Source organism: Nocardia arthritidis NBRC 100137 (assembly GCF_001612765.1).
In the GTDB taxonomy this organism is placed as follows: domain Bacteria; phylum Actinomycetota; class Actinomycetes; order Mycobacteriales; family Mycobacteriaceae; genus Nocardia; species Nocardia arthritidis.
The window spans coordinates 38,649-59,565 of record NZ_BDBB01000005.1; the positions used below are offsets into that span (position 1 = coordinate 38,649).

Annotated in this window: 19 protein-coding genes and 1 pseudogene; 12 read left to right on the forward strand and 8 right to left on the reverse strand. The window is 69.6% G+C overall.

Annotated features, from left to right (window positions below):
- The first annotated feature begins 166 nt into the window (after nucleotides 1-166).
- The 4 genes from NA8_RS04250 to NA8_RS04265 are packed head-to-tail and all read left to right on the forward strand — an operon-like array spanning nucleotide 167 to nucleotide 4,547.
- Nucleotides 167-1,834 carry a CocE/NonD family hydrolase gene (locus NA8_RS04250; protein WP_063049046.1) on the forward strand — a complete coding sequence of 556 codons (1,668 nt, stop codon included), beginning with the start codon at nucleotides 167-169 and terminating at the stop codon, nucleotides 1,832-1,834.
- On the forward strand, nucleotides 1,831-3,201 hold the full coding sequence (locus NA8_RS04255) for a M20 family peptidase (protein ID WP_063049047.1): 1,371 nt from the start codon (nucleotides 1,831-1,833) through the stop codon (nucleotides 3,199-3,201). The genes NA8_RS04250 and NA8_RS04255 overlap by 4 nt, the downstream gene beginning before the upstream one ends.
- Entirely contained in the window at nucleotides 3,198-4,085 is an 888-nt protein-coding gene (locus NA8_RS04260; RefSeq protein ID WP_063049048.1) for an alpha/beta hydrolase, read from the forward strand. Before NA8_RS04255 ends, NA8_RS04260 begins: the two co-directional genes overlap by 4 nt.
- 9 nt (nucleotides 4,086-4,094) lie before the next feature.
- The gene (locus NA8_RS04265; RefSeq protein WP_063049049.1) at nucleotides 4,095-4,547 is read left to right on the forward strand and encodes a 6,7-dimethyl-8-ribityllumazine synthase; all 453 of its coding nucleotides are present in this window, start codon (nucleotides 4,095-4,097) and stop codon (nucleotides 4,545-4,547) included.
- A 6-nt stretch (nucleotides 4,548-4,553) separates the two neighbouring features.
- Here the strand turns inward: NA8_RS04265 and NA8_RS04270 are convergent, their stop codons facing one another.
- Nucleotides 4,554-5,993, reverse strand: a complete 1,440-nt coding sequence (locus tag NA8_RS04270; RefSeq protein WP_063049050.1) for a neutral zinc metallopeptidase — start codon at nucleotides 5,991-5,993, stop codon at nucleotides 4,554-4,556.
- Nucleotides 5,994-6,144: 151 nt separating this feature from the next.
- The gene (locus NA8_RS04275) at nucleotides 6,145-7,089 is read right to left on the reverse strand and encodes an endonuclease/exonuclease/phosphatase family protein (protein ID WP_084466515.1); all 945 of its coding nucleotides are present in this window, start codon (nucleotides 7,087-7,089) and stop codon (nucleotides 6,145-6,147) included.
- A gap of 47 nt (nucleotides 7,090-7,136) precedes the next feature.
- Here NA8_RS04275 and NA8_RS04280 point away from each other — a divergent pair, with 47 nt between their 5' ends.
- On the forward strand, nucleotides 7,137-7,526 hold the full coding sequence (locus NA8_RS04280; protein ID WP_157106527.1) for a hypothetical protein: 390 nt from the start codon (nucleotides 7,137-7,139) through the stop codon (nucleotides 7,524-7,526).
- Between the two features lie 111 nt (nucleotides 7,527-7,637).
- On the opposite strand, the gene NA8_RS04285 is transcribed toward NA8_RS04280, so the two are convergent.
- Nucleotides 7,638-8,285 (reverse strand): cysteine hydrolase family protein, encoded by a 648-nt coding sequence (locus NA8_RS04285; RefSeq protein ID WP_063049053.1) that lies wholly within the window; start codon nucleotides 8,283-8,285, stop codon nucleotides 7,638-7,640.
- Between the two features lie 2 nt (nucleotides 8,286-8,287).
- Nucleotides 8,288-8,614: a YciI family protein gene (locus tag NA8_RS04290; protein ID WP_040865768.1), complete on the reverse strand. Its 327-nt coding sequence runs from the start codon at nucleotides 8,612-8,614 to the stop codon at nucleotides 8,288-8,290.
- Nucleotides 8,615-8,720: 106 nt separating this feature from the next.
- On the opposite strand from NA8_RS04290, the gene NA8_RS04295 reads away from it, so the two are divergent.
- Nucleotides 8,721-9,056 carry a winged helix-turn-helix transcriptional regulator gene (locus tag NA8_RS04295; protein WP_063049054.1) on the forward strand — a complete coding sequence of 112 codons (336 nt, stop codon included), beginning with the start codon at nucleotides 8,721-8,723 and terminating at the stop codon, nucleotides 9,054-9,056.
- A gap of 33 nt (nucleotides 9,057-9,089) precedes the next feature.
- Here the strand turns inward: NA8_RS04295 and NA8_RS04300 are convergent, their stop codons facing one another.
- The 3 genes from NA8_RS04300 to NA8_RS04310 all read right to left on the reverse strand — a co-directional run bounded on the left by NA8_RS04300 (nucleotide 9,090) and on the right by NA8_RS04310 (nucleotide 15,258).
- Nucleotides 9,090-12,152, reverse strand: a complete 3,063-nt coding sequence (locus tag NA8_RS04300) for a bifunctional [glutamine synthetase] adenylyltransferase/[glutamine synthetase]-adenylyl-L-tyrosine phosphorylase (RefSeq protein WP_063049055.1) — start codon at nucleotides 12,150-12,152, stop codon at nucleotides 9,090-9,092.
- 57 nt (nucleotides 12,153-12,209) lie between these two features.
- The gene (glnA, locus tag NA8_RS04305; protein WP_063049056.1) at nucleotides 12,210-13,547 is read right to left on the reverse strand and encodes a type I glutamate--ammonia ligase; all 1,338 of its coding nucleotides are present in this window, start codon (nucleotides 13,545-13,547) and stop codon (nucleotides 12,210-12,212) included.
- A gap of 166 nt (nucleotides 13,548-13,713) precedes the next feature.
- Complete coding sequence (locus NA8_RS04310) at nucleotides 13,714-15,258, reverse strand: alpha/beta hydrolase (protein ID WP_084466516.1); 1,545 nt, start codon at nucleotides 15,256-15,258, stop codon at nucleotides 13,714-13,716.
- A gap of 181 nt (nucleotides 15,259-15,439) precedes the next feature.
- Here NA8_RS04310 and panB point away from each other — a divergent pair, with 181 nt between their 5' ends.
- The 6 genes and pseudogenes from panB to NA8_RS34870 all read left to right on the forward strand — a co-directional run bounded on the left by panB (nucleotide 15,440) and on the right by NA8_RS34870 (nucleotide 19,443).
- On the forward strand, nucleotides 15,440-16,297 hold the full coding sequence (panB, locus tag NA8_RS04315; RefSeq protein ID WP_063049057.1) for a 3-methyl-2-oxobutanoate hydroxymethyltransferase: 858 nt from the start codon (nucleotides 15,440-15,442) through the stop codon (nucleotides 16,295-16,297).
- Between the two features lie 58 nt (nucleotides 16,298-16,355).
- Nucleotides 16,356-16,574: a type II toxin-antitoxin system VapB family antitoxin gene (locus NA8_RS04320; RefSeq protein ID WP_063049058.1), complete on the forward strand. Its 219-nt coding sequence runs from the start codon at nucleotides 16,356-16,358 to the stop codon at nucleotides 16,572-16,574.
- Nucleotides 16,571-16,972 carry a PIN domain nuclease gene (locus NA8_RS04325; protein WP_063049059.1) on the forward strand — a complete coding sequence of 134 codons (402 nt, stop codon included), beginning with the start codon at nucleotides 16,571-16,573 and terminating at the stop codon, nucleotides 16,970-16,972. The genes NA8_RS04320 and NA8_RS04325 overlap by 4 nt, the downstream gene beginning before the upstream one ends.
- Nucleotides 16,973-17,150: 178 nt before the next feature.
- Nucleotides 17,151-17,600, forward strand: coding sequence for a hypothetical protein (locus NA8_RS04330; RefSeq protein ID WP_063049060.1), 450 nt, complete (start codon nucleotides 17,151-17,153; stop codon nucleotides 17,598-17,600).
- A gap of 13 nt (nucleotides 17,601-17,613) precedes the next feature.
- Nucleotides 17,614-18,567, forward strand: a pseudogene (pip, locus tag NA8_RS34865) (prolyl aminopeptidase); the annotation flags it as partial.
- Between the two features lie 15 nt (nucleotides 18,568-18,582).
- Nucleotides 18,583-19,443 carry a CHAD domain-containing protein gene (locus tag NA8_RS34870; protein WP_169810460.1) on the forward strand — a complete coding sequence of 287 codons (861 nt, stop codon included), beginning with the start codon at nucleotides 18,583-18,585 and terminating at the stop codon, nucleotides 19,441-19,443.
- 14 nt (nucleotides 19,444-19,457) lie between these two features.
- Here the strand turns inward: NA8_RS34870 and NA8_RS04340 are convergent, their stop codons facing one another.
- A complete protein-coding gene (locus NA8_RS04340) occupies nucleotides 19,458-20,909 on the reverse strand; it encodes an RNB domain-containing ribonuclease (RefSeq protein WP_084466517.1) in 1,452 nt (483 codons plus the stop codon).
- Between the last annotated feature and the right edge of the window lie 8 nt (nucleotides 20,910-20,917).

Sequence of the window (20,917 nt, forward strand, 5' to 3'; positions counted from 1 at the left end):
CGGTACGACCGCCGAAGCCTCCGTGTGTGGCAACCGCGGAACCGCACTCCGGCACGGCCGCCTGGATGCGGTCTGCTCATGAACAGCTGATGGCGTTTGCCGGCTACTGGGATGGCCACCCCGATTCCGGGGGCTGGACGGCTGTCCCGGCACACTCGATAGTCCTATGGTGACCGAACGAGTCGTCCTGTCGCGTGCCCTGTGCGGCCTGCTGTTGCTGCTGGCAGCGTTCACTCCGGTGACCGCCGCCGCCGAGCCGCTGCCGGTGCCCTACCAGTGGAAGCAAGCGTTCATCGATGGCCAGGACGGCGGCCGGCTGCACGCGGACATCCTGCGCCCGGCCGGTGTCTCCGACGAGACCCGCACACCCGTCATCCTCACCGTCAGCCCGTATCGCGCGCACCTGGCGTACCTGAGTGAGCCGCGCCTGACCGGGGGCCCGTCCACCGACAATCTCACCGCCGAACTGTTCCTGAACGCGGGCTACACCTACGTCATCGTCGACCTGCGCGGATTCGGCGGCTCCAACGGTTGCCCGGACTTCGGCGGCCCCGGGGAACGCGCGGATGTCGCCGCGGCCGTGGAGTGGGCGGCGGGTCAGCCCTGGTCGACGGGGAAGGTCGGGTTGTTCGGCACGTCGTACGAAGCCTGGACCGGTCTCATGGGCTCCGCCATGGCCCCTGAGGGCCTCGCCGCGGTGGGCGCGTTCGAGCCGGTCGTCGACCCGTACTCCTACCTGTACATGCAGGGCGTCTCGTGGAAGTTCTCCGGCAAGCCGATCACCGAGAGCGGTGTGCGCCCCGCCGACTTCGCGGGGCTGGAGCACCTGCTCATCGCGTCCACCCCGCCGCGGCCGGAGGACTCGGCCGAATACCAGGCGAACGCCACGCGGTTGCCGTGGCAGTGCTATCAGCGGTACCTGGCCGAGATCGGCGACCACAACCCCGACACCGCCTTCTGGCGCGACCGTGACCTCGTCGCGCGACTGCGCGGCAACACGATCCCGCTGTTCCTCGGCCAGGGCTTCGTCGACTACAACACCCGGGCCTTCCGTGTGTTCGACTTGTGGAACGGCCTCGGGCCCGGCGAGCACCGGGCCTGGTTCGGTCAGTGGGGGCATCGCACCTGCCACGACAAATGCGGCACACCCCACTTCGACACCGAGCTGCTCGCGTTCTTCGACAAGCACGTCGCGGGTCGGGACGTGGTGGTTCCCGGACCGCGGATCACCGTCGGCCAATTCGACGGCCGCTGGCGCGCGGAGGCCGCGTGGCCGCCCGCCGACGCGCGGCGAGTCCCGGTCGAACTACGGACCGGCGAGTACACCGACCGCGGGCTGGTCCCCGGACCGGACCGGGAACTCTGGTCGGTCTCCGCGCCGCTGACGGGTGACCAGCATCTGTCCGGCATCCCCACCGCCACCCTGCGGCTGAGCGGCCCGGCGAGCGCGACGGTCGCGGTCGAGCTCTATGACATCGCACCCGACCTGCGCGCGACAGTCATCACCCGCGGGATCGCGCCCGTCCGCGACGTTGCCGAGGTCCGCTTGCTGGCTCAGGATTGGCCCATCGCGGCCGGTCACCGGATCGGCGTGCGGGTCACCGACGTGGTCGACGACGTGTGGTCGCACTCCCCCGCCTTCGCCTCCGTCACGGTGACGTCCGCGCGCATCGAACTGCCCCTGCTGACCGGAACGCGCCGTCCGGATCTACCGGGTGGGCTCACCGAAGGCATTGTGAAGTGGCGAAACGAGAAGACGATCGCCCTGGACCCGAGCATGTTGAACAATGCAACGGTGTCCATGAATCTGCCCGACCGTACCGGTGACCGATGACGGAACCGGTCGACGACCAGACCGCCGAACGCCTCGCCGCCGCGCTGCGGTGCGCGACGGTGTCCACCGACGACCCGCGCGACGCCGACGGCGCGGCGTTCGAACGCCTCGACGCGCACCTGCGGGCATCGTTCCCCCGGGTACACGCCGAACTCGAACTGCGACGGTTCGCGCACAGCAGGCTCTACCGCTGGCCGGGCGTCGAACCGGACCGGGCGGCCGCCATCCTGCTCGCGCACCAGGACGTGGTGCCGGTTGACGACCTCGAGCGCTGGACCCACCCGCCATTCGCCGGAGTGGTCGACGAGGAATACATCTGGGGCCGGGGCGCGATCGACGACAAGAGCCGCGTGCTGGCCATCCTGGAGGCGGTCGAGTCCGCGCTCGCCGCAGGGCTGCGGCCCCGGCACACCGTGTACCTGGCGTTCGGGCACGACGAGGAGGTCTTCGGCGGAGAGGGCGCCGAGCGGATGGCCGACCACCTGCGACAGGCGGGCGTGCGCGCGGATCTGCTGCTGGACGAGGGCGGGGTGATCACTTCGGGCATCGTCGACGGTGTGCGGCAGCCGGTGGCGACGATCATGCTCGGTGAGAAGGGCTACGCGACGGTACGGTTGTCGGTCACCGAGGTGGGCGGGCACTCGTCCATGCCGGGCAAGCAGACGGCGGTCGGCCGGATCGCGCGGGCCGTGGCCCGCATCCAGGACAATCCGATGCCACTGCGGCTGACCCCGGTGATCGCGGACATGCTGGCCAGGATGCGCGAGGTCATGCCGGGACCGCGGCGGCGGCTGCTCGGCCTGGCGGGCGTCGCCGCGCCGGTGATCACCCGGGTGATGGCGGCCCAGCCACAGACCGAGGCGATGGTGCGCACCACCACGGCTCCGACGGTGATCCGCGGCGGGGTGCGGGCGAACGTGCTTCCCCAGCGGGCCGAGGCCATGGTGAACTTCCGCATCCTGCCCGGCGACACGGTCGCCTCGGTGCTTGCGCACTGCCGGAAAGTGGTGCGCGACAGCGGGATCGGTTTCGAGCTGATCGGTATGTCGTCGGAGCCGTCGCGGATCACCGGGCCCGGCCCCGCCTTCGAGCTGATCGCCGGTATCGCCCGCGCCATCGTCCCGGATATCGCGGTGACCACCGGCATCGTTCCCGGCGCGACCGACTCCAGGCACTACGACGACCTGGCGGGCACCCGGTGCAATTTCGCGCCGATCGTGCTGGAGGCGGGCGACCTGGCCTCGATCCACGGAACCGACGAGCGCCTCTCCCGCGTCAACTACGCTCGGCTCATCGAGTTCAACCGGCGGCTGATCGAGCATTTCGCGACGGTCGGCGCGCCAGAAACGTCAGGAGCCGAGGCATGACGACCGAGCCGACGGCGGGCGACGCCACGCCCACCGAGCCGCCCGCGATCCGCACCGAGTCCGGTGAGTTCGACGCAGCAGGCAACGGAGTCGCCTGGCGCGCGTGGCTGCCGGAGGGCGCCGCCAGGGGCGTGATCGTCCTGGTGCACGGCGTGGCCGAGCATTCCGGCCGCTATGCCCACGTCGGCCGGTGGCTGGCAGGCGCCGGTTTCGCGGTCTACGCCCTCGACCACATCGGGCACGGGAAGTCCGCGGGCGGCAAGGCCAACATCGGCTCCATGGCGGCTGCCGCCGACAACGTCGCCGCCATGCTGGCCTTCGCGAGCCGTGAGCAGCCCGGCATGCCGCGCTTCGTGGTCGCGCACTCGATGGGCAGCCTGATCACCCTGTATCTGGCCACCCGCGCACCGCTCGACGTCGCGGGCATCGTGCTGTCCGCCCCGCCGCTGGACATCTCGGCGGGCAATCCGGTGCAGCGCGCGCTGGCACCGGTGTTGAGCCGGTTCACCCCGAATCTCGGTGTGCTGAAACTGGATTCGTCGCAGATCAGCCGCGACCCGGCGGTGGTCGCGGCCTACGACAACGATCCACTGGTCTACCGGGGCAAGCTGCCCGCCCGCACCGGCGCGGAGGTGCTGAGCGCGACGGATACGGTCAAGCAGCGACTGGCGCGGCTCACCGTGCCGGTGCTGGTGCTGCACGGCACCGCCGACGCGATCGCCGCGCCGTCCAGCTCCGATCTCATCGAGCGGGGGGCGGGGTCGACCGATCTCACGGTGATCCGCTACGAGGGCCTCTACCACGAGGTGTTCAACGAGCCCGAGCAGCAGAAGGTCCTCGACGACATCGTCGGCTGGCTGGAAGCGCATCTTACCGGAAAGTAGTATCCCGGCATGAGTACAACCGGATCCATCGCGTTCATCCGCGCCAGCTGGCACAGCTCGATCGTCGGCAAGGCCTACGAGGGCTTCCGCACCGAATACGCCGACCTCGGTTTCGATCCCGCCACCATCGACGTCTACGAGGTGCCGGGCGCCTTCGAGATCCCGCTGCACGCCAAGCGCCTCGCGCACTCCGGCCGATACGCGGCGATCGTCGCGTCCGCGCTGGTGGTGGACGGCGGCATCTACCGGCACGACTTCGTGGCGTCGGCGGTGATCGACGGGCTGATGCGAGTGCAGCTGGACACCGACGTACCGGTGTTCTCGGTGGTGCTCACCCCGCACAACTTCCACGAGCACAGCGAACACGTCACGTACTTCACCGAGCACTTCCTGACCAAGGGCGCCGAGGCGGCCCGCGCGCTGGCGGGCACGCTCAGCTCACTGCGGTCGCTGCCGGTGTAGTACCCACTACCGGAACCTGGACAGGCAGGCGCTCTCGCCGTCCAGGACACCGGTGCGGAAAGCTTCCAGCCGCTGGTAGCCGCTCGGCACAACCTTGCCGTTCACATCGGCGGCCGCCGAGCCGTCGGCGAGCAGACCGGAGACCGCTTCGTCCAGATCGCCCGCGGACAGGTGCGGATCGCTGCCCGGGCGGCTCAGCTCGGTGGTCACCACGCCGCTGAGGCAGGCGGTGCGCAGACCGGCCGTCTCCGCGCCGGTCAGCGACAGCTTGCGATCCTGTTGCACCGCAAGCACATACCGCGACACGAAGACGACGAACGCGTTGTAGTCGCCGTCCACCACCGCCGACAGCGGGTCGTCGCCGGCCATCGGTCCGCCGCGCCGGGCCAGGGCGGGGACGTCCGTGCCGATCCGGTTGACGGCAGGGCAGTAGGACACCGGCCGGGTGAGCGTGACATCCGAGCAACCGCGGCCGACCCCGGAGTAGTCGAATTGCGGCGGCCGCGTGACGGGGAAGATCACGGTCAGCGCCTGGCTGAGACTGGTCAGTGCGGCGGCATCCACCGGGAGTTGGGCCTGCTCCTCGCCGGGCTCGAAGGTGGTGGGCAGATTGCCGCGGCGCTGCGCGATCTCCTTCCCGGAAATCTTTTTGCATCCGTCCGCGCCGTCGGTGTAGCCGATCTGCACCGCGGTCACCCGCTCGAAGGCCGAGCCGTGCACGTTCTCCGGATCGTTGGGGTCCCGGTCGCGCACGGCCACCGTGGCGCCGAGCACGGCGTTGAGGCCATCGGTGGTATTGAGCGCGAAGTGCGCCGAATTCCCCTCGGCCACGTGGCGCAGGAAGACACCGGCGAGGCAATCGGCCTGCTGTTCCTGCACGAGCGGCGGGGTCAGCAGACCCGCCAGCTTCGCCTGCCCTTGGATGGCGTGCCCGTACTCGTGGGCCAGCACCATCACCACCGCCATCTCACCGTACTTCTGCACCAGTTTGGGCAGCAAGACGCCCCGATCCCAGCCGATGGTGTGGTCGCCGCCGCAGTAGGCGGCGTTCACCACCTGGTAGGTGTCGGACTTGCAGAACTTGACCGACTGGGTTTTCGGCGCCTTGGCGTCCCAGGAGATATACCTGGTCACCGGCTTGAAGGTGCCCGGGAAGTGTTGGGGGTACTCGCCGGCCCAGAAGTCCTGCACGTCGGCGATGGCATTGAGGGCCAGCTTGTCGATGGCGCCGCCGTCGCCGTTCTCCGCCGTGAGCGGCGCGTCCACCACGCCCTCGCGCGGGCCGTTCGGGCCGGAAGCCGTCATGGATCCGGCCAGCTCCCAGGTGTCGGCCGGCGGCGAGACCTGCTGCGCCGCATAATTCTTCGTTCCCGCTGCGCAACCGGCGAGCACGGCGGTCACCACCGCGAGCACGGCCACCGCGCCCAATCCCCTGTTCTTCGTCATCGAACTCGCCTCCCCGAGTACCGCGTCTCGGGCCCGCCGAGCGCTCACATCGTAATCGCCGCGGACCGGCTTCGCGCATCATCGCGGCCACGGCTGTCGCCGGCTTCGCAAGGCGCGCAATGTCTTCGCGCAGGTGGATGCGAGCTCCCGGTCAGTGCAGGCGGATGCGAGAAACCAGCGCTCGATGATCCGAGCCGGGGATGGAGAGCGTCCGCAACTCCTCGGCGGTGGCGTCGGCCAGGAGGATGTGATCGATGCCGATCACCGGGCCCCAGACCCGGTCCTCGGGAAAGGTGGGCAGCAGGCCTGCGCCGGTCTGATCGGCGGCCGAGGCGAAGCCGCCGCGCAAGAGGTCACGATAGGCCGCGTGGTCGCGAGTCGCGTTGAAGTCGGCGCCCACGATGGCGGGACCTCGATGCGCGTCGAGGATCTCGCGGGTTCTGCGCATTTCCGCTTGCCACGCCGGGAAATCGAACGGCGGCGGGACGGGATGGAACGCGAAGACGGTGATCGGCCCGCGCTCGGGGTGATCCATCGTCGCGGACACGTTGTTGAGGATGTATCCGTCGTACTTTCTGTTGTCCCGCAGCGGGTATCGGCTGTAGATGCCGGTGCCGCCACCGCCGTCGCGGGTGGGCTCGGTGTAGTGATAGGGCAATTCACCGAGCAGGCCCGCGGCCGCCAGCCGCTCGACCGCGGCGCCGGTCAGTTCGTCGACTGTCAGCACGTCGGCGTGGTTGTCCCGCACCGCGCGCACCACGGCGGCCGGATCGGCGCCGCCGAACAGCAGATTCGACTGCATGACGGTGAGCTGCGGACCGTTCGCGGCCCGCCCTTCCGGCACAAAGGCGGGCACCAGCGTCCACAACACCGCCGCCGCCAGCACCCCGGCGACGGCCGCACTGCGCCACCCGCGCGCGATCAGCAACAGCACCACACCCGCGATGGCGCCGATCATCAAGTACGTCGCCCCCGAGGCGAGCAGCACCAGCCCGCGCCGCTGCCATGCGCCGAAATGCAGCACGAGTCCGACGGCGCCCACAGCGACAGCGCACCACCCCACACCGAGCAGTGCCCGGCCCATCCATTCACGCATGTGGTCGAGCCTAGGCAAGGTCCGAGAAGACGCGATGGAGCGCAGGTGTGCGTTCTGTGTGGTCCGAGCGGATTCCGGCCCGGCTACACTGGCTCACCACCATCGGCGACGTGACGAGGTCGAGGATGTACGTCGAGGAATTTCCCGCGCAGGGGCCGCTCACAGCCGAGATCGCCCAAGAGCTGGCCTGGATTCCGGGTGTCTACCGTTCGGCCATCACGGTCAGCGGTAACGGGCGCAGCGTGCACGCGCCCGTCCTGCCGGTGGCCTGGGACGTCCTGCGGATCGACTCCGGCACCATGGTCACCGTCACGGCCGCGAACGGGCTCGGTGACGAGGACCGGTTGGCGATCCGCCGGTTCGTCGAACGCTTCCAATCCTTGACCGGTGCTGCGAGCAGCCCGCCGCAAGGCGGCCTCGCCCACAGGCATCGGTGAGCCGGAATGTACACGCGCCAGTCGGCCTGATGCCCGCGCCCAATCGACCGGGCGAACGAGCTGATGGCCACAACCCTGTCGGCGCGCAGCGGTTCGGCGGACCCGACGGCGTCAGCGGGAGGGCCGACTCATGGACTCGATGAGTACAGCGGTGTCCGTTGTGAGCGAGCCGCCCGCGAATTGCAATGTGGCATGCGACCTTTCAGCCGCTTCCGGATGTCCGGCGCCGCACGCGTCGGTGACGACGATCGGCAGATAACCCAGATCCAGGCTGTGGCGGACGGTCGGCTCGATACCGACCTCCATGGCGATGCCCGCTACGGCGTAGGTGTCGATGCCGCAGTCGCGCAACGCGAAATCCAGCGGGGTCGCCGCGAACGCCGACATGGTGATCTTGTCGAACACCACCTCGTCCGGGCCGGGCGTCAACTCGGGTACCAGCTGGAACTGCGCGGAGCCCTGCGGGAAGCTGGAGCGCAGCTCGGCGGGGTCGTCCACGCGCTGCCAGGACATGGCGGTGCGCAACTGGGCGACGCCCGAGGCCGCGACCGGCAGCGACATGTGCCGGGTGTAGAAGACCCGGAAACCGCCCGCCCGCGCGGCGTCGCGCAGGCGCACGCAGGCGCGCACGATCTTCTCGCCCTCCGGGATCTGCCGCACGATGCCGACCTGCATGTCGTAGATGAGCAGCGCCATCCGCGCGGGATCGCAGGCCTCGGGTACGGTCCCCGGGATGCTCAGGCCGAAGGCGTGTCGCATGCTCACGCAGTCCGGTCGTAGGGCTCGGCGACGTCGACGGCCGGGTCCATCAGCGCCTCCAGCGGCAATGGCGCCTGCACCGGCACGAAGGTCCACTCCAGGTATCCGGCCTTGGTCAGCGGAAAGTCCGCGACGTACTTCCGTGCCTCCTCGACGCTGTCGACCTCGAAGACGATGACCACGCCGGGCTCGTCGGCGCGGGCGTAGTTCTCCCGGACGATGCCCGCCTTCCACAGCCGCCACACATTGGCGACCTCCTCGGGCAGATAGGGGTTGATCGTCTCCAGCGTGACGCCGGGCTTGAATCGGTCGAAAACGATGACCTTCATAGATTTTCACTCCATGTCCGTGATGGTTCCGCTGAACGGCATCCATGGAATCGCGATGATTACAGTGTTACAAGAACGCACTTTTCAGTGAGTACCCGGAGGACACGTGCCCGACAAGCGCTACCACTGCGCCGTGGAGGTGACCGTCGACCTGATCGGCGGCAAATGGAAGCCGGTGATCCTCGCCCACCTGAAGGAGGGCGTGCACCGCTACGGCGAGCTGCGCAGGCGGATGCCGACCACCAGCGAGAAGATGCTGGTCCAGCAATTGCGCGAACTGGAATCCGACGGCCTGGTCCGGCGTACCGTCTTCGACACGGTGCCGCCGCAGGTCGAATACACCCTCACCGGTGAAGGCCACACTCTCGTGCCCGTCCTCACCGCGCTCTACGACTGGGGCGAACAACGCGCGGCCCGCACCGGTCTCACCCTCGGTTCGTGACACCGCCCGAGTAAGAGCCCGTGCCGGAACCGCTCACGCGCCGAAGACTCGTTCGACGACGGCTTTGGCGCGCCGGGTGACGCGCATGTAGTGATCGAGGAATTCGCTGCCGTCGTCGTTGGGCCACCCCGCGACGCGTGCGACGGCGGACAACAGGCGGCCCGGCCCCGGAAGCTGATCGGTCGGCTTGCCGCGCACCAGCACCAAGGCGTTGCGGGCATTGGTGGCGGTCAGCCACGCGTCGCGCAACAGTGCCACGTCCTGCCCGTCCAGCAGGCCGGTCTGCTCGATCACGTCCAGCGCTTCCAGCGTGGAGGTGTTGTGCAGGCCGGGCACCTCGTGGGCGTGCCGCAGCTGCACGAGCTGGACCGTCCACTCGATGTCGGCCAGCCCCCCGCGCCCCAGCTTGGTGTGTGTGGCCGGATCGGCCCCGCGGGGCAGCCGCTCGGCGTCCACCCTGGCCTTGATCCGCCGGATCTCGCGCACCGACTCGGCCGACACGCCGCCCGCCGGGTACCGCACCTTGTCGATGACGTGCAGGAATCGCACCCCGAGTTCCTCGTCACCGGCAACCTGGTTGGCGCGCAGCAGCGCCTGCACCTCCCAGGGCTGCGCCCACTGCTCGTAGTACGCGGCGTAGGCGGCCAGCGTGCGCACCAGCGCGCCGTTGCGCCCCTCCGGACGCAACCCGGCGTCCACGTGCAGCGGCGGGTCGGTGCTCGGCGCCCCGAGCAGCTGTTGCACCCGGTCGGCCACCCCGATCGCCCATTTGACGGCCTTGGTCTCGTCCTCCCCCGGCCTCGGGTCGCAGACGAACAGCACGTCCGCGTCCGAGCCGTAGCCGAGCTCCATGCCGCCGAGCCGGCCCATGCCGATCACCGCGATGTCGGCGGGCGCACGGCAGCCCAAGTCTGCTTCGCTCGCCCGGATCACCGCGCGCAACGACGCCTCGAGCACCGCGACCCACACCGATGACAACGCCCGGCACACCTGCGGCACTTCGAGCATGCCGAGCAGATCGGCCGACGCCACCCGCGCGAGTTCGTGCCTGCGCAGCGAACGCGCCGCGGCTACCGCGCGTTTGGGCTCCTCGTAGCGAGCGGCGGCGGTGAGGATGCCGCGAGCCACCTCGTCGGGCTGCGGGCCGAGCAGCAGCGGACCGCCGGGCCCGTCGGCGTACATCCGGATCGTCTCGGGCGCGTTGATCAGCAGATCGGGCAGATACTCCGAGGAGCCGAGCACGATCATGAGCCGCTGGGCGATCGCGCCCTCGTCGCGTAGTTCGCGCAGGAACCAGATCTGATCGGCCAGCCCCTCCGACACGCGGCGGTAGGCCAGCAGGCCCGCATCGGGATTCGGTGTGTCGCCGAGCCATTCGAGCAGCGTCGGCAGCAACAGGGCTTGGATGCGGCCTTTGCGGGACACGCCGCCGGTCAGGGCCTTGAGGTGGCCGAGCGCGTGTTCGGGCGCCGCGTAACCGAGCGCGGCCAGCTGCCGGATGGCGGCCTCGGGGCTCAGGCGCAGCGCATCGGAGTCCAGTCGCGCCACCGATTCCAGCAGCGGACGGTAGAACAGCTTGGCGTGTAATCGCCGGACGCGCACCGCGTTGCGGCGGATCTCGCTGTCCAGCACGCCCACCGCGTCCTGCCTGCCGTCGGGCCGGATATGCGCGGCGCGGGCCAGCCAGCGCATGCCCTCCTCGTCGTCGGCGGCGGGCAGCGTATGAGTGCGACGCAGCCGCTGGAGTTGCAGCCGGTGTTCCAGCAACCGCAGGAACTCGTAGGACGCGGTGAGATTGGCCGCGTCGTCGCGGCCGACGTATCCGCCCGCGGCCAGCGCGCCGAGCGCCTCGACGGTGCTCTGCACGTGCAGTGTCTCGTCCACCCGCCCGTGCACCAATTGCAGGAGCTGCACGGCGAACTCGACGTCCCGGAGGCTGCCGCGACCGAGCTTGAGTTCGCGTTCGCGCAGATCGGCGGGTACCAGATCTTCCACGCGGCGGCGCATCGCCTGGACGTCGGCGACGAAATCGGGGCGTTCCGACGCCGACCACACCATCGGCATCAGCGCGGCGCGGTACTGCTCGCCGAGCGCGAGATCACCTGTCGCCGGTCGGTTCTTCAACAGCGCCTGGAACTCCCAGGTCCTGGCCCACCGCTTGTAGTAGGCGATGTGCGAATCCAGCGTTCGTACCAAGGCACCAGCTTTGCCCTCCGGCCGCAGCGCCGCGTCGACCTCGAAGAACGCCTGGCTCGCGACGCTCATCATCTCCGCCGCCAAGCGCGTGGCGGTGGCGTCGGCGGGCTCGGCGACGAACACCACGTCGACGTCGCTGACATAGTTCAGCTCGCGCGCGCCGCACTTGCCCATCGCGATCACGCCCAACCGCACCGGCACCGGCTCGTCCTTGCAGACCCGCGCCACCGCGACGGCCAGCGCCGCGGTCAGGGCGGCATCGGCCAGGTCGGTGAGGTGACGGCCGACCACCTGATAGGGCAGCACGGGCTCGTTCTCCACCGTCGCCGCCAGATCCAGCGCGGCCAGCAGCATCAGCTGGTCGCGGTACCGCTTGCGCAACGACGCCACCACGTCGGGTCCCGAGAGCCCGGCGCGAAACAGCAACTCGCCCGAGGCGCGACCGCCGCCCCCGATCGAGTCGCGGTCCGACGCTGGCTCGGCTGCGCCGGGTCCTTGCGCAGGCTCGGCCTCGACCACCGCGAGCAGGTCGGCGACAAGCTCGTCGCGGTCGGGCAACTCCTTGCGGCGCAAAACCTCCCATGCCGACGGCGCCGCCACGAGATGATCGCCCAACGCGCTGGACGAGCCGAGCAGCGCGAACAGCCTGCCCCGCAGGGAGCTGTCCGTGCGGATCGCCGAATCGATGGCGTCCCAGCCGTCGGCGATGCTCTCGCGCAACCGCATCAGCGTGCTCAACGCGAGGTCGGCGTCCGGCGCGCGGGACAGGGCCCACAGCACGGGAATGCTCTCGACGTTGTCCCAGCCCAATTCGCGCAGCGACGCGGCGGCGGACGGCTCGAGCAATCCGAGCCGACCGACACCGGGGACGGCGGAGCGCGCAGACGGGGGCCGGACCATGGTTCTCAAATTACATGGCCGCGACCGGGGGCACGCCGCTCCCGGACATCGCCCGGATCACAACCCCAGGTATTCCTTGAGCTCGAACGGCGTGACCTGGCTGCGGTAATCCGCCCACTCCCGGCGCTTGTTGCGCAGGAAGAAGTCGAACACGTGCTCGCCGAGGGTCTCGGCGACCAGTTCGGAGCGCTCCATCGCTTGCAGCGCCTCGTCCAGCGTGCCGGGCAACTCGCGGAAGCCCATCGCGCGCCGCTCCGCGACGGTCAACGCGAACACGTCGTCCTCCGCCTCCGGCGGCAGCGTGTAGCCCTTCTCGATGCCCCGCAAACCGGCCGCGAGCAACACGGCGAAGGTCAGGTAGGGGTTGCACGCGGAATCCGGGCTGCGGATCTCGACGCGGCGCGAGGACGACTTGTTCGGCGTGTACATCGGCACGCGCACCAGGGCCGAGCGGTTGGACCGGCCCCACGAGGCGGCGGTGGGAGCCTCGCCGCCGTGAATGAGGCGCTTGTAGGAGTTCACCCACTGATTGGTGACCGCGCTGATCTCCGGCGCGTGCTCGAGGATGCCCGCGATGAACGCGCGCGCCGTCTCCGACAGGTTCTGCGGATCGTCGGGGTCGTGGAAGGCGTTGGTCTCACCCTCGAACAGGCTCATGTGCGTGTGCATCGCCGAGCCCGGGTATTCGGCGAACGGCTTGGGCATGAAGGTCGCGCGCACGCCCTCGTCGATGGCCACTTCCTTGATCAGGTAGCGGAAGGTCATCACGTTGTCGGCCATGGACAGCGCGTCGGCGTAGCGCAGGTCGATCTCCTGCTGGCCGGGAGCGCCCTCGTGGTGGCTGAACTCCACGGAGATGCCCATGGACTCCAACGCGTCGATGGCGTGGCGGCGGAAGTTCGGCGCCGAATCGTGCACGGCCTGGTCGAAGAAGCCGCCGCTGTCGGCGGGCACCGGCGCGGCCCCGTGCGGACCGTTCTCCAGCAGGAAGAACTCGATCTCGGGGTGCACGTAGCAGCTGAAGCCGACGTCGCCCGCCTTGTTCAGCTGGCGGCGCAGCACGTGGCGCGGGTCGGCCCAGGACGGCGAGCCGTCGGGCATGGTGATGTCGCAGAACATGCGCGCGGAGTGCTGGTGACCTTTGCTGGTGGCCCACGGCAGCACCTGGAAGGTCGACGGATCGGGCCGGGCGACCATGTCGGCCTCGGAGACCCGGGCGAAGCCCTCGATGGCCGAGCCGTCGAAGCCGATACCCTCTTCGAACGCGCCTTCCAGTTCGGCGGGCGCGATCGCGACGGACTTCAGGTAACCCAAGACGTCGGTGAACCAGAGACGTACGAAGCGGATGTCCCGCTCTTCGAGCGTCCGCAGCACGAATTCCTTCTGGCGATCCATGCCCGCGAGCGTAAGCATCCGGCGTTAAATCTGTGTTACATACACGCTTAAGATTGCTGACCTGGATTTTTTCGGAAGACTCCGCACAGCCGTATTGTCCCGTTTGTGAGTTTTTTCCGGACTCGGGCCGGACGGTGTCACCGACCAGCAACCGCGCCCGCCCCGCTCAGCAGGTGAGACCGGGAGCGGGTTCGGTCAGGTCGACCAAATAGGCGATGACCGCGTCGTCCACACACGGCACGCCGCCGGCCAGCGCCACCGTGTGCCGGTTGCCCTGGTAGGTGATCAGCGCGGCGCCCAACTGTCCGGCCAGGTCGACCCCGGCCTGGTACGGCGTCGCCGGATCCTCGGTCGTCGAGACCACCACAGTCTTCGGCAGCCCGGCCACGGAGATGCGATGCGGTTCACTCGTGTTCGGCACCGGCCAGGCGGTGCACAGCTCCAGCGGCGCGGCGCCGGTGGCGTGGCCGTCGTCCAGGAACGGGGCCGCCTTACGGTATTGCGCGTCCTGACGTCCGGTGACCTCGCGATCGGTGACGCGCGGATCGTCCACGCAGCGAATCGCGTTGAACGCGTCGGTGGTGTTGGCGTAGCTGCCGTCGTCGCGACGGCCGTCGTAGAGGTCGGCCAGCGCCAGCAACGTATCGCCACGCCCGTCGCGCAACTCCGACAGCCCCAGCGTGAGCACCTTCCACAACTCGTCGGTGTAGAGCGCCTGGCGCACGCCGGTGAGCGCGTCACCGTAGGTCAGCCCGCGTGGATCGGTGGTCTGCGCGGGCTTGTCCCACAGCGGGTTCACCAGCGCGCGGAACCGCGGCACCGCCTGCGCCGGATCGGCGCCCAGCGGGCAGTCCGGCTGCTGCGCGCAGTCCGCGGCGTAGGCGTCGAACACCTTCTGGAAGCCCGCCGCCTGCCGCAGCGACTCCTGCACCGGGTCCTGAGAGGAGTCGATGGCGCCGTCCAGCACCATCGCGCGCACCCGATCGGGGAACTTCTCCGCGTACGCCGAACCGATCTTCGTGCCGTAGGAATACCCCACGTAGGTCAGCTTCGCGTCGCCCAGCGCGGCGCGCATGACGTCGAGGTCCTGGACGACCTCGCGGGTGCCGACATGGGCGAGGAAGTCCTTTCCGGTGCGTTCGGCGCAACGGTCGGCGTACCGGCGGTTGTCGGCCTCCGCGTCGGCGATGCCGGACGGGGTGTAGTCCTCCTCCGGCTCGGCGCGCTCGGCGTCCTGCTCCTGCGGCGTCTGGCAGACGATCACGGGAGTGGAGGAGCCGACACCGCGCGGGTCGAAACCGACCCGGTCGAAGCGCTCGGCCAACTCCGTCTTGTTACCCAGCGACGACAGGCCGAGGCCGGACTCCCCCGGCCCGCCCGGGTTCATCACCAGCGAACCGACCCGCCGCCCGGTCGCCCGGATCCGGGAGACCGCAAGCTGCGCGGTCGGCCCGTCGGGCGCCGCGTAGTCCACCGGCACGCTGATCCGCGCGCACTCGGTACTCGGCGGGAGCCGGTCGTCGGGTCCGCCGAATCCGGCGCAGTCGCCCCACTGCACCGTCTGCCCGTAAAACCTCTCCAGGCCGCTGGGCGGCGTGGGCGTAGGCTGCCCCGATTCGGTGCGGGTGACGGCGCACCCCGACATCAGGACAGCGACCGAGGCCAGCACCGCCACCGGGAACACACCGCGCCCACTTCGCACCGTCGACATGCCGTCGATATTGCCATCGAGTCACCGCGGGCACCGCCCCCGGGCGACCAACGGGCGCTGTGACCAATTGCACCGGTCATCGGCCTTAATCCGCCTCGGCGGCGAGTGGCACACTGATACTCGTCAGACAATCCCGGGGACCCGGACGGGCCCCGAGGCGACACAGACGAAAGGGACGATGATGTCCGTATCCGATTCGGAAACCCCTGCCTACGGTGCGGTGCCCGGCAAGACCGAGAAGGTCGTGCGCAAGACCCGGGTGCACCACTTGCAGCAGATGAAGGCCGACGGCGAACGCTGGGCGATGCTGACCGCCTACGACTATTCTTCGGCGCGGCTGTTCGAAGAAGCAGGCATTCCGGTGCTGCTGGTGGGCGACTCCGCGGCCAATGTCGTGTACGGCTACGACACCACCGTACCGATCACCGTGGACGAACTCGTCCCGCTGGTGCGCGGCGTGGTGCGCGGCGCGCCGCACGCCCTGGTGGTGGCCGACCTGCCGTTCGGCACCTACGAGTCCTCCCCGCAGCAGGCGCTGGCCACCGCGACCCGGTTCATGAAGGAGGGCGGGGCGCACGCGGTGAAGCTGGAAGGCGGCGAGCGCGTCGCCGAGCAGATCGCGCTCATCACCGCGGCGGGCATCCCGGTCATGGCGCACATCGGCTTCACCCCGCAGAGCGTGAACACGCTGGGCGGATTCCGGGTGCAGGGCCGCGGCGACGGCGCCGAGCAACTGATCGCCGACGCCATCGCGGTCCAGGAGGCGGGCGCGTTCTCCGTGGTCATGGAGATGGTCCCGGCCGAGCTGGCGGGGCAGGTCACCCGCAAACTGACCATTCCCACCGTCGGCATCGGCGCGGGCGCGGACACCGACGCGCAGGTGCTGGTCTGGCAGGACATGGCCGGCTACACCAGCGGCAAGACCGCGAAATTCGTCAAGCGCTTCGGCAATGTCGGTGACGAATTGCGCGCCGCCGCCGCGGCCTACGCCGACGAAGTGCGTCGCGGCAGCTTCCCCGGGCCGGAACACAGCTTCTGACACCGCGACCTCTCTTGATATACTGTTGTATATCCTTATATCAAAGGAGGTGCGGAATATGTCGCGGACCGTAGTCGATCTCGATGATGCCGCGCTGGAGTTCGCGCAGCAGCAGCTGGGCACACGAACCAAGCGTGACACGATCAACCGGGCATTGGCCATCGCAGCGGGGTTGTCCGCGGATGATCGCGCCCGCGGCTTGGCCTGGCTGCAGGCCAATGCCGAAGAAATCCTGGACTTCGACGTGCTGGCCGGCGAGGAGCGGTCCCGGCGTTGACCTACCTCGCCGACACCTCGGCCGTGTGGCGACTGCTCCGCGGCCAGGTACACGACCCATGGCCACACCAGGTGGCGCAAGGACTCGTCGCGATCTGCCCGCCGGTCGAAGCCGAACTCATGGTTTCCGTTCGGTCGGGCAAGGATTTCGAACCGTTCTTCGCGGTTCTCGGACGCACCTTCGGCTGGTACCCCGCGCTCGACGATCCTTGGCGTCAAGTCTTGGCGGTGCAGCGTGATCTGATCCGAATCGGCCATCATCGCGGGCCGTCGCCGATGGACATCGTCATCGCTCTCACCGCCCTCGAGCATCGCCTGACACTCCTTCACGCGGACGCCGACTACGACTCCATCGCGAAGGTACGACCAGAACTTCCGATGATCCGTGTCGATCGATAGACCCGACGGCACGGGGGACTCCCGGGCGTAGCAGTGCCGTATGTGCCGCAAGGTCTGCTCGGCGAGCCACATCGGCGTCTGCGCTGACCTATTCCCACCGAAAACGGCCGGTTCGGGCCGGTCGCCGGAATCAATGGCAGACTCGATGCCGACATTACCGACACGACCAGAGGTACCCATGCCGTACAGCCGTTGGATTTCACGCAGCACCCTGCTGGTGGCGGGCGTATTCGCCGCCGGGGCGTTGACCGCTTGCGGCAGCGACTCGGACCCGGCCCCCACCGGCAGCTCGAGTTCGACCACGGTGTCGGCCACCGCCGCGCCGGGCACGACCTCCGGCCGCGTCACGCCGACGGCCCCGGAGATCTCCGACGCCGCCGCGGTCCAGCTGTGCGACATGATCCGGCCGGAGCTGTCCAACTGGCGGATCCAGGGCGGCACCCTGGGCAAGATCGGGCTCAACGCCCTGGTGCACGAGTGGGCGCTGCGCAACGGCGGCATCAACGGCGCGGTACTGGCCGACAAGCCGATCGTCGACCGCCTCACCACCAAGAGCTGCCCGGACGTGCGTCAGCAGGCCGTGGAGGCACTCGGCATCCCGGATCTGGCCTCCGGTCTGGCGTTCTGAGCCGGGCGGTCGGATGCGCACCCGCTATCCCGCGATCGAGCCGTACGACTCCGGCATGCTGGCGGTCGGCGACGGCCAGTCGGTCTACTGGGAAGTCAGCGGCAACCCGCAGGGCAAGCCGGTGGTGTTCCTGCACGGTGGCCCCGGCGGCGGGACCGCGCCGTTCCATCGGCAATTCTTCGATCCGGCCGCCTATCGGATCGTGCTGTTCGACCAGCGCGGATGCGGCCGATCCACCCCGCACCTGGCCGACGGCGCGAGTCTGGAGTACAACACCACCGGCCATCTGATCTCCGATATCGAGGCGTTGCGCGAACATCTCGGCATCGATCGCTGGCAGGTGTTCGGCGGCTCGTGGGGGTCCACGCTCGCGCTGGCCTACGCGCAGCGGCATCCCGACCGCGTGACCGAAATGGTGCTGCGCGGGATCTTCCTGTTGCGGCGCAAGGAGATCGACTGGTACTACAACGGCGCCGCAGGCTCTGTCTATCCGGACGAGTGGGAGAAGTTCCTCGCGCCGGTGCCCGAGGCCGAACGCGACGGTGATCTGGTCGAGGTCTACCACCGCCTGCTGCACGCGCCCGACGAGCAGCTCGCTCGTACGGCCGCGATCGCCTGGTCCAGCTGGGAGGGCGCGACGAGTTCGCTACTGCCGCACCCGGATCGGGTGGCCGAGACCTCCGATCCCCGATTCGCCCTCGCGTTCGCGCGCATCGAGAACCATTACTTCCGCAACGGCGGGTTCCTCGACGAGGGCCAGCTGCTGCGCGATATCGGCGCCATCGCCCACATTCCCGCCGTGATCGTCCAGGGCCGTCACGACATCGTCTGCCCGACGGTCAGCGCATGGGATCTGCATCGCGCCTGGCCCGGCTCGGTCCTGCACATCGTCGACGACGCCGGGCACGCGGCGAGCGAACCCGGCATCACCCACCACCTGATCGAAGCGACCGACCGATTCGCCGAAGCAGGGGCCCGCTCGGTGGTCACGGCCGGGAACGCACTGGTCGCCGCATTGCGCGAGGACATCGACCGGCTCTTGGCCGCCGAGCCCGAGGTCCGTGCCGACGCAGCGGATTCGGTCCATCAGATGCGGGTGGCCACCCGCAGGCTGCGCAGCGTGCTGCGGTCCTACGGCAGACTGCTCGTGAAGAAACCCGCCGCCGCGATGGGCGCGGAACTCAAGTGGCTGGCCGGATTGCTCGGGGCGGCGCGGGACGCGGAGGTACGCGCCGATCGGTTCGCCGAACTGCTCACCGAGCATGCCGAGCGGGCCGGCCTCGACGCCGTCACCGAGCGTCTGGTCGACGCCGAGCGCGAGCGCTATCGCGCGGCGCACGACGAGGTGCTGGCCGCGCTGAACGGCGCGCGCTACCGCGAGCTGCGCGACGAACTGGACGGGTGGCGCACCGATCCGCCGCTGCGCCACTCCCGCGCCACGGCGTCCGCGGCGGACTTCTTCGGCGAGGTGCTGCGGCGCGACCTCGACCGGGTGCAGTCCCTGGTTCGCGCCGAGCCCACCGTCGACCCGCTGCACCGGGTGGAGCTGCTGCACGATATCCGCAAGAGCGCCAAGCGGCTGCGGTATGCGTGCGAGGCGGCGCAGCAGGTGCTCGGGGACGACGCCGCCGAGCGCGGCAGCCGCGCGAAGAAGCTGCAAACCGTGCTCGGCGATCACCGGGACGCGGTGGAGTCGCACGAGGCGATCCTGCACCGCGCGGCCGAGGCCGCGGCGGCGGGCGAGGACGCCGGTCTCTACGAGATTCTCGCGGCCGCGGAGGACGCGGCGGCAGGTCGCGAACTGAGCCGCTATCCGGCCACCGCCGCCGCGCTGTTCGGGTAATCGAACCCCGGCCTTCACGCCGGATACTCGAACGACACTTTCCGCTCCACCGGCTCGGCCGACAGCAGCCGCACCAGCACCGTCTCGCCTTCCGGCGGATTCCCCACGCACGACCCGAGCACCGGCGGGTCGGCGACGAAGACCACGGCAGGCCGGTTGCCGTTGGCCTCGCGCACCACCACGGCGTCGAACTCCGCGCCGGTTCGCGGCGCCAGCAGGCTCGACTCGGTCAGGTCGATACAGGCCCGTTCGATCTTGCCCGCGACGTTGTCGCTGCGTCGCATGGCGTCGGCCGCGCCCGCCAGCCCCTCACGCACCCAACGCGGCACCTCGGTTCCCGCGCACCTGGCCAGACAGATCTCGGTCGTGAACCGGTCCGACAACCGCCGCAGCGGGGCGGTGACATGCGCGTACGGGGCGCCGATCGCACTGTGCCGCAGATTCTCCGGCGCGAGCGGCTCCCCTGACACCCCGTCGACCAGGGTGTAGGAGGCACCGCGCAGCAGGGTTGTCGCCTCGGACATCAGTACCAGCGCCGCGGGTGTGCCGGTATCCAGTTTTGCCAGCATCCGCCCGACCGATTCGCCGTCGGACCACGCCACGCCCAGCGCCTGCGCGGTTCGCCGCATCGAATCGATCGCGGATTCCGACGGTGGCGGCATGGTGCGCAGCAGCGCGACCCGCTCCCGGGCGGGCGCGTCCGCGTCCAGCATGATCCGCGCCGCGCACATGCCCGTCAGCAGCGAGACCTGTTCGTTCCAGTCATCGGCGGCGGTACGCGGTTGCACCACCAGCCGCCAATGCCCGTCGCCGCGATCGTCCTCGACCACGGCTTGCGCGGGCAACCGCAGCCCGATCGCGCCGCGCGCCAGCCCCGCCTCGATGCGCCGAGTTCCGAATTCGGGCAGTGCCGCGATCGAGGGATGCAGCCGACCGGACTCCGCGTCGGCCTGCACGCGGAAGTAGTCGAACCGGGCCCGCGAGCGCACCAGGGCACGGACCACCGAGAACCGCACCGGCTCGGCCTGCTCGTCGAGGTCGATGGTCCACAGCGCGGCCGGGCGCGTGCGCTCCGGAAGCAGGCTCGCGGAGCCTTCCGACAACACGGGCGGGTGCAGCGGCACGGTGCCGTCGGGAAGATAGAAGGTCTGCCCCCTGGCGCCGGACTCTTCGGCCAGCGCGCCGTCGGGGGTGATCACGGCGCCTACATCGGCGATGGCGTAATGCACGGTGAAGCCGCCGGAGGTGCGTTCGATATGCAGGGCCTGATCCAGATCCATGGCCCCGGGCGGGTCGATCGTCACGAACGGGATGTCCGTGCGATCGACCCGGATGCCCGCGAACGCGTCCACCGCGTCGCGGGCCTCCGCGCTGGCCTCGGCGGGATACGCCGACGCCAGCCCGAACTCGGAACGTATGGCGCCGAAATCGACCGGCGCCGATACGATCCGCGGGTGGAGTTCCACGCTGAGGC

Bases quoted from the DNA above. Each gene is read 5' to 3' on its own strand.
- NA8_RS04275 (WP_084466515.1), bottom strand. From the start codon at position 7,089: ATGCGTGAATGGATGGGCCGGGCACTGCTCGGTGTGGGGTGGTGCGCT.
- NA8_RS04270 (WP_063049050.1), bottom strand. From the start codon at position 5,993: ATGACGAAGAACAGGGGATTGGGCGCGGTGGCCGTGCTCGCGGTGGTG.
- NA8_RS04285 (WP_063049053.1), bottom strand. From the start codon at position 8,285: ATGCGACACGCCTTCGGCCTGAGCATCCCGGGGACCGTACCCGAGGCC.
- NA8_RS04250 (WP_063049046.1), top strand. From the start codon at position 167: ATGGTGACCGAACGAGTCGTCCTGTCGCGTGCCCTGTGCGGCCTGCTG.
- NA8_RS04265 (WP_063049049.1), top strand. From the start codon at position 4,095: ATGAGTACAACCGGATCCATCGCGTTCATCCGCGCCAGCTGGCACAGC.
- NA8_RS04290 (WP_040865768.1), bottom strand. From the start codon at position 8,614: ATGAAGGTCATCGTTTTCGACCGATTCAAGCCCGGCGTCACGCTGGAG.
- NA8_RS04320 (WP_063049058.1), top strand. From the start codon at position 16,356: ATGTCGCGGACCGTAGTCGATCTCGATGATGCCGCGCTGGAGTTCGCG.
- glnA (WP_063049056.1), bottom strand. From the start codon at position 13,547: ATGGATCGCCAGAAGGAATTCGTGCTGCGGACGCTCGAAGAGCGGGAC.
- panB (WP_063049057.1), top strand. From the start codon at position 15,440: ATGTCCGTATCCGATTCGGAAACCCCTGCCTACGGTGCGGTGCCCGGC.
- NA8_RS04255 (WP_063049047.1), top strand. From the start codon at position 1,831: ATGACGGAACCGGTCGACGACCAGACCGCCGAACGCCTCGCCGCCGCG.
- NA8_RS04310 (WP_084466516.1), bottom strand. From the start codon at position 15,258: ATGTCGACGGTGCGAAGTGGGCGCGGTGTGTTCCCGGTGGCGGTGCTG.
- NA8_RS04300 (WP_063049055.1), bottom strand. From the start codon at position 12,152: ATGGTCCGGCCCCCGTCTGCGCGCTCCGCCGTCCCCGGTGTCGGTCGG.
- NA8_RS04260 (WP_063049048.1), top strand. From the start codon at position 3,198: ATGACGACCGAGCCGACGGCGGGCGACGCCACGCCCACCGAGCCGCCC.
- NA8_RS04330 (WP_063049060.1), top strand. From the start codon at position 17,151: ATGCCGTACAGCCGTTGGATTTCACGCAGCACCCTGCTGGTGGCGGGC.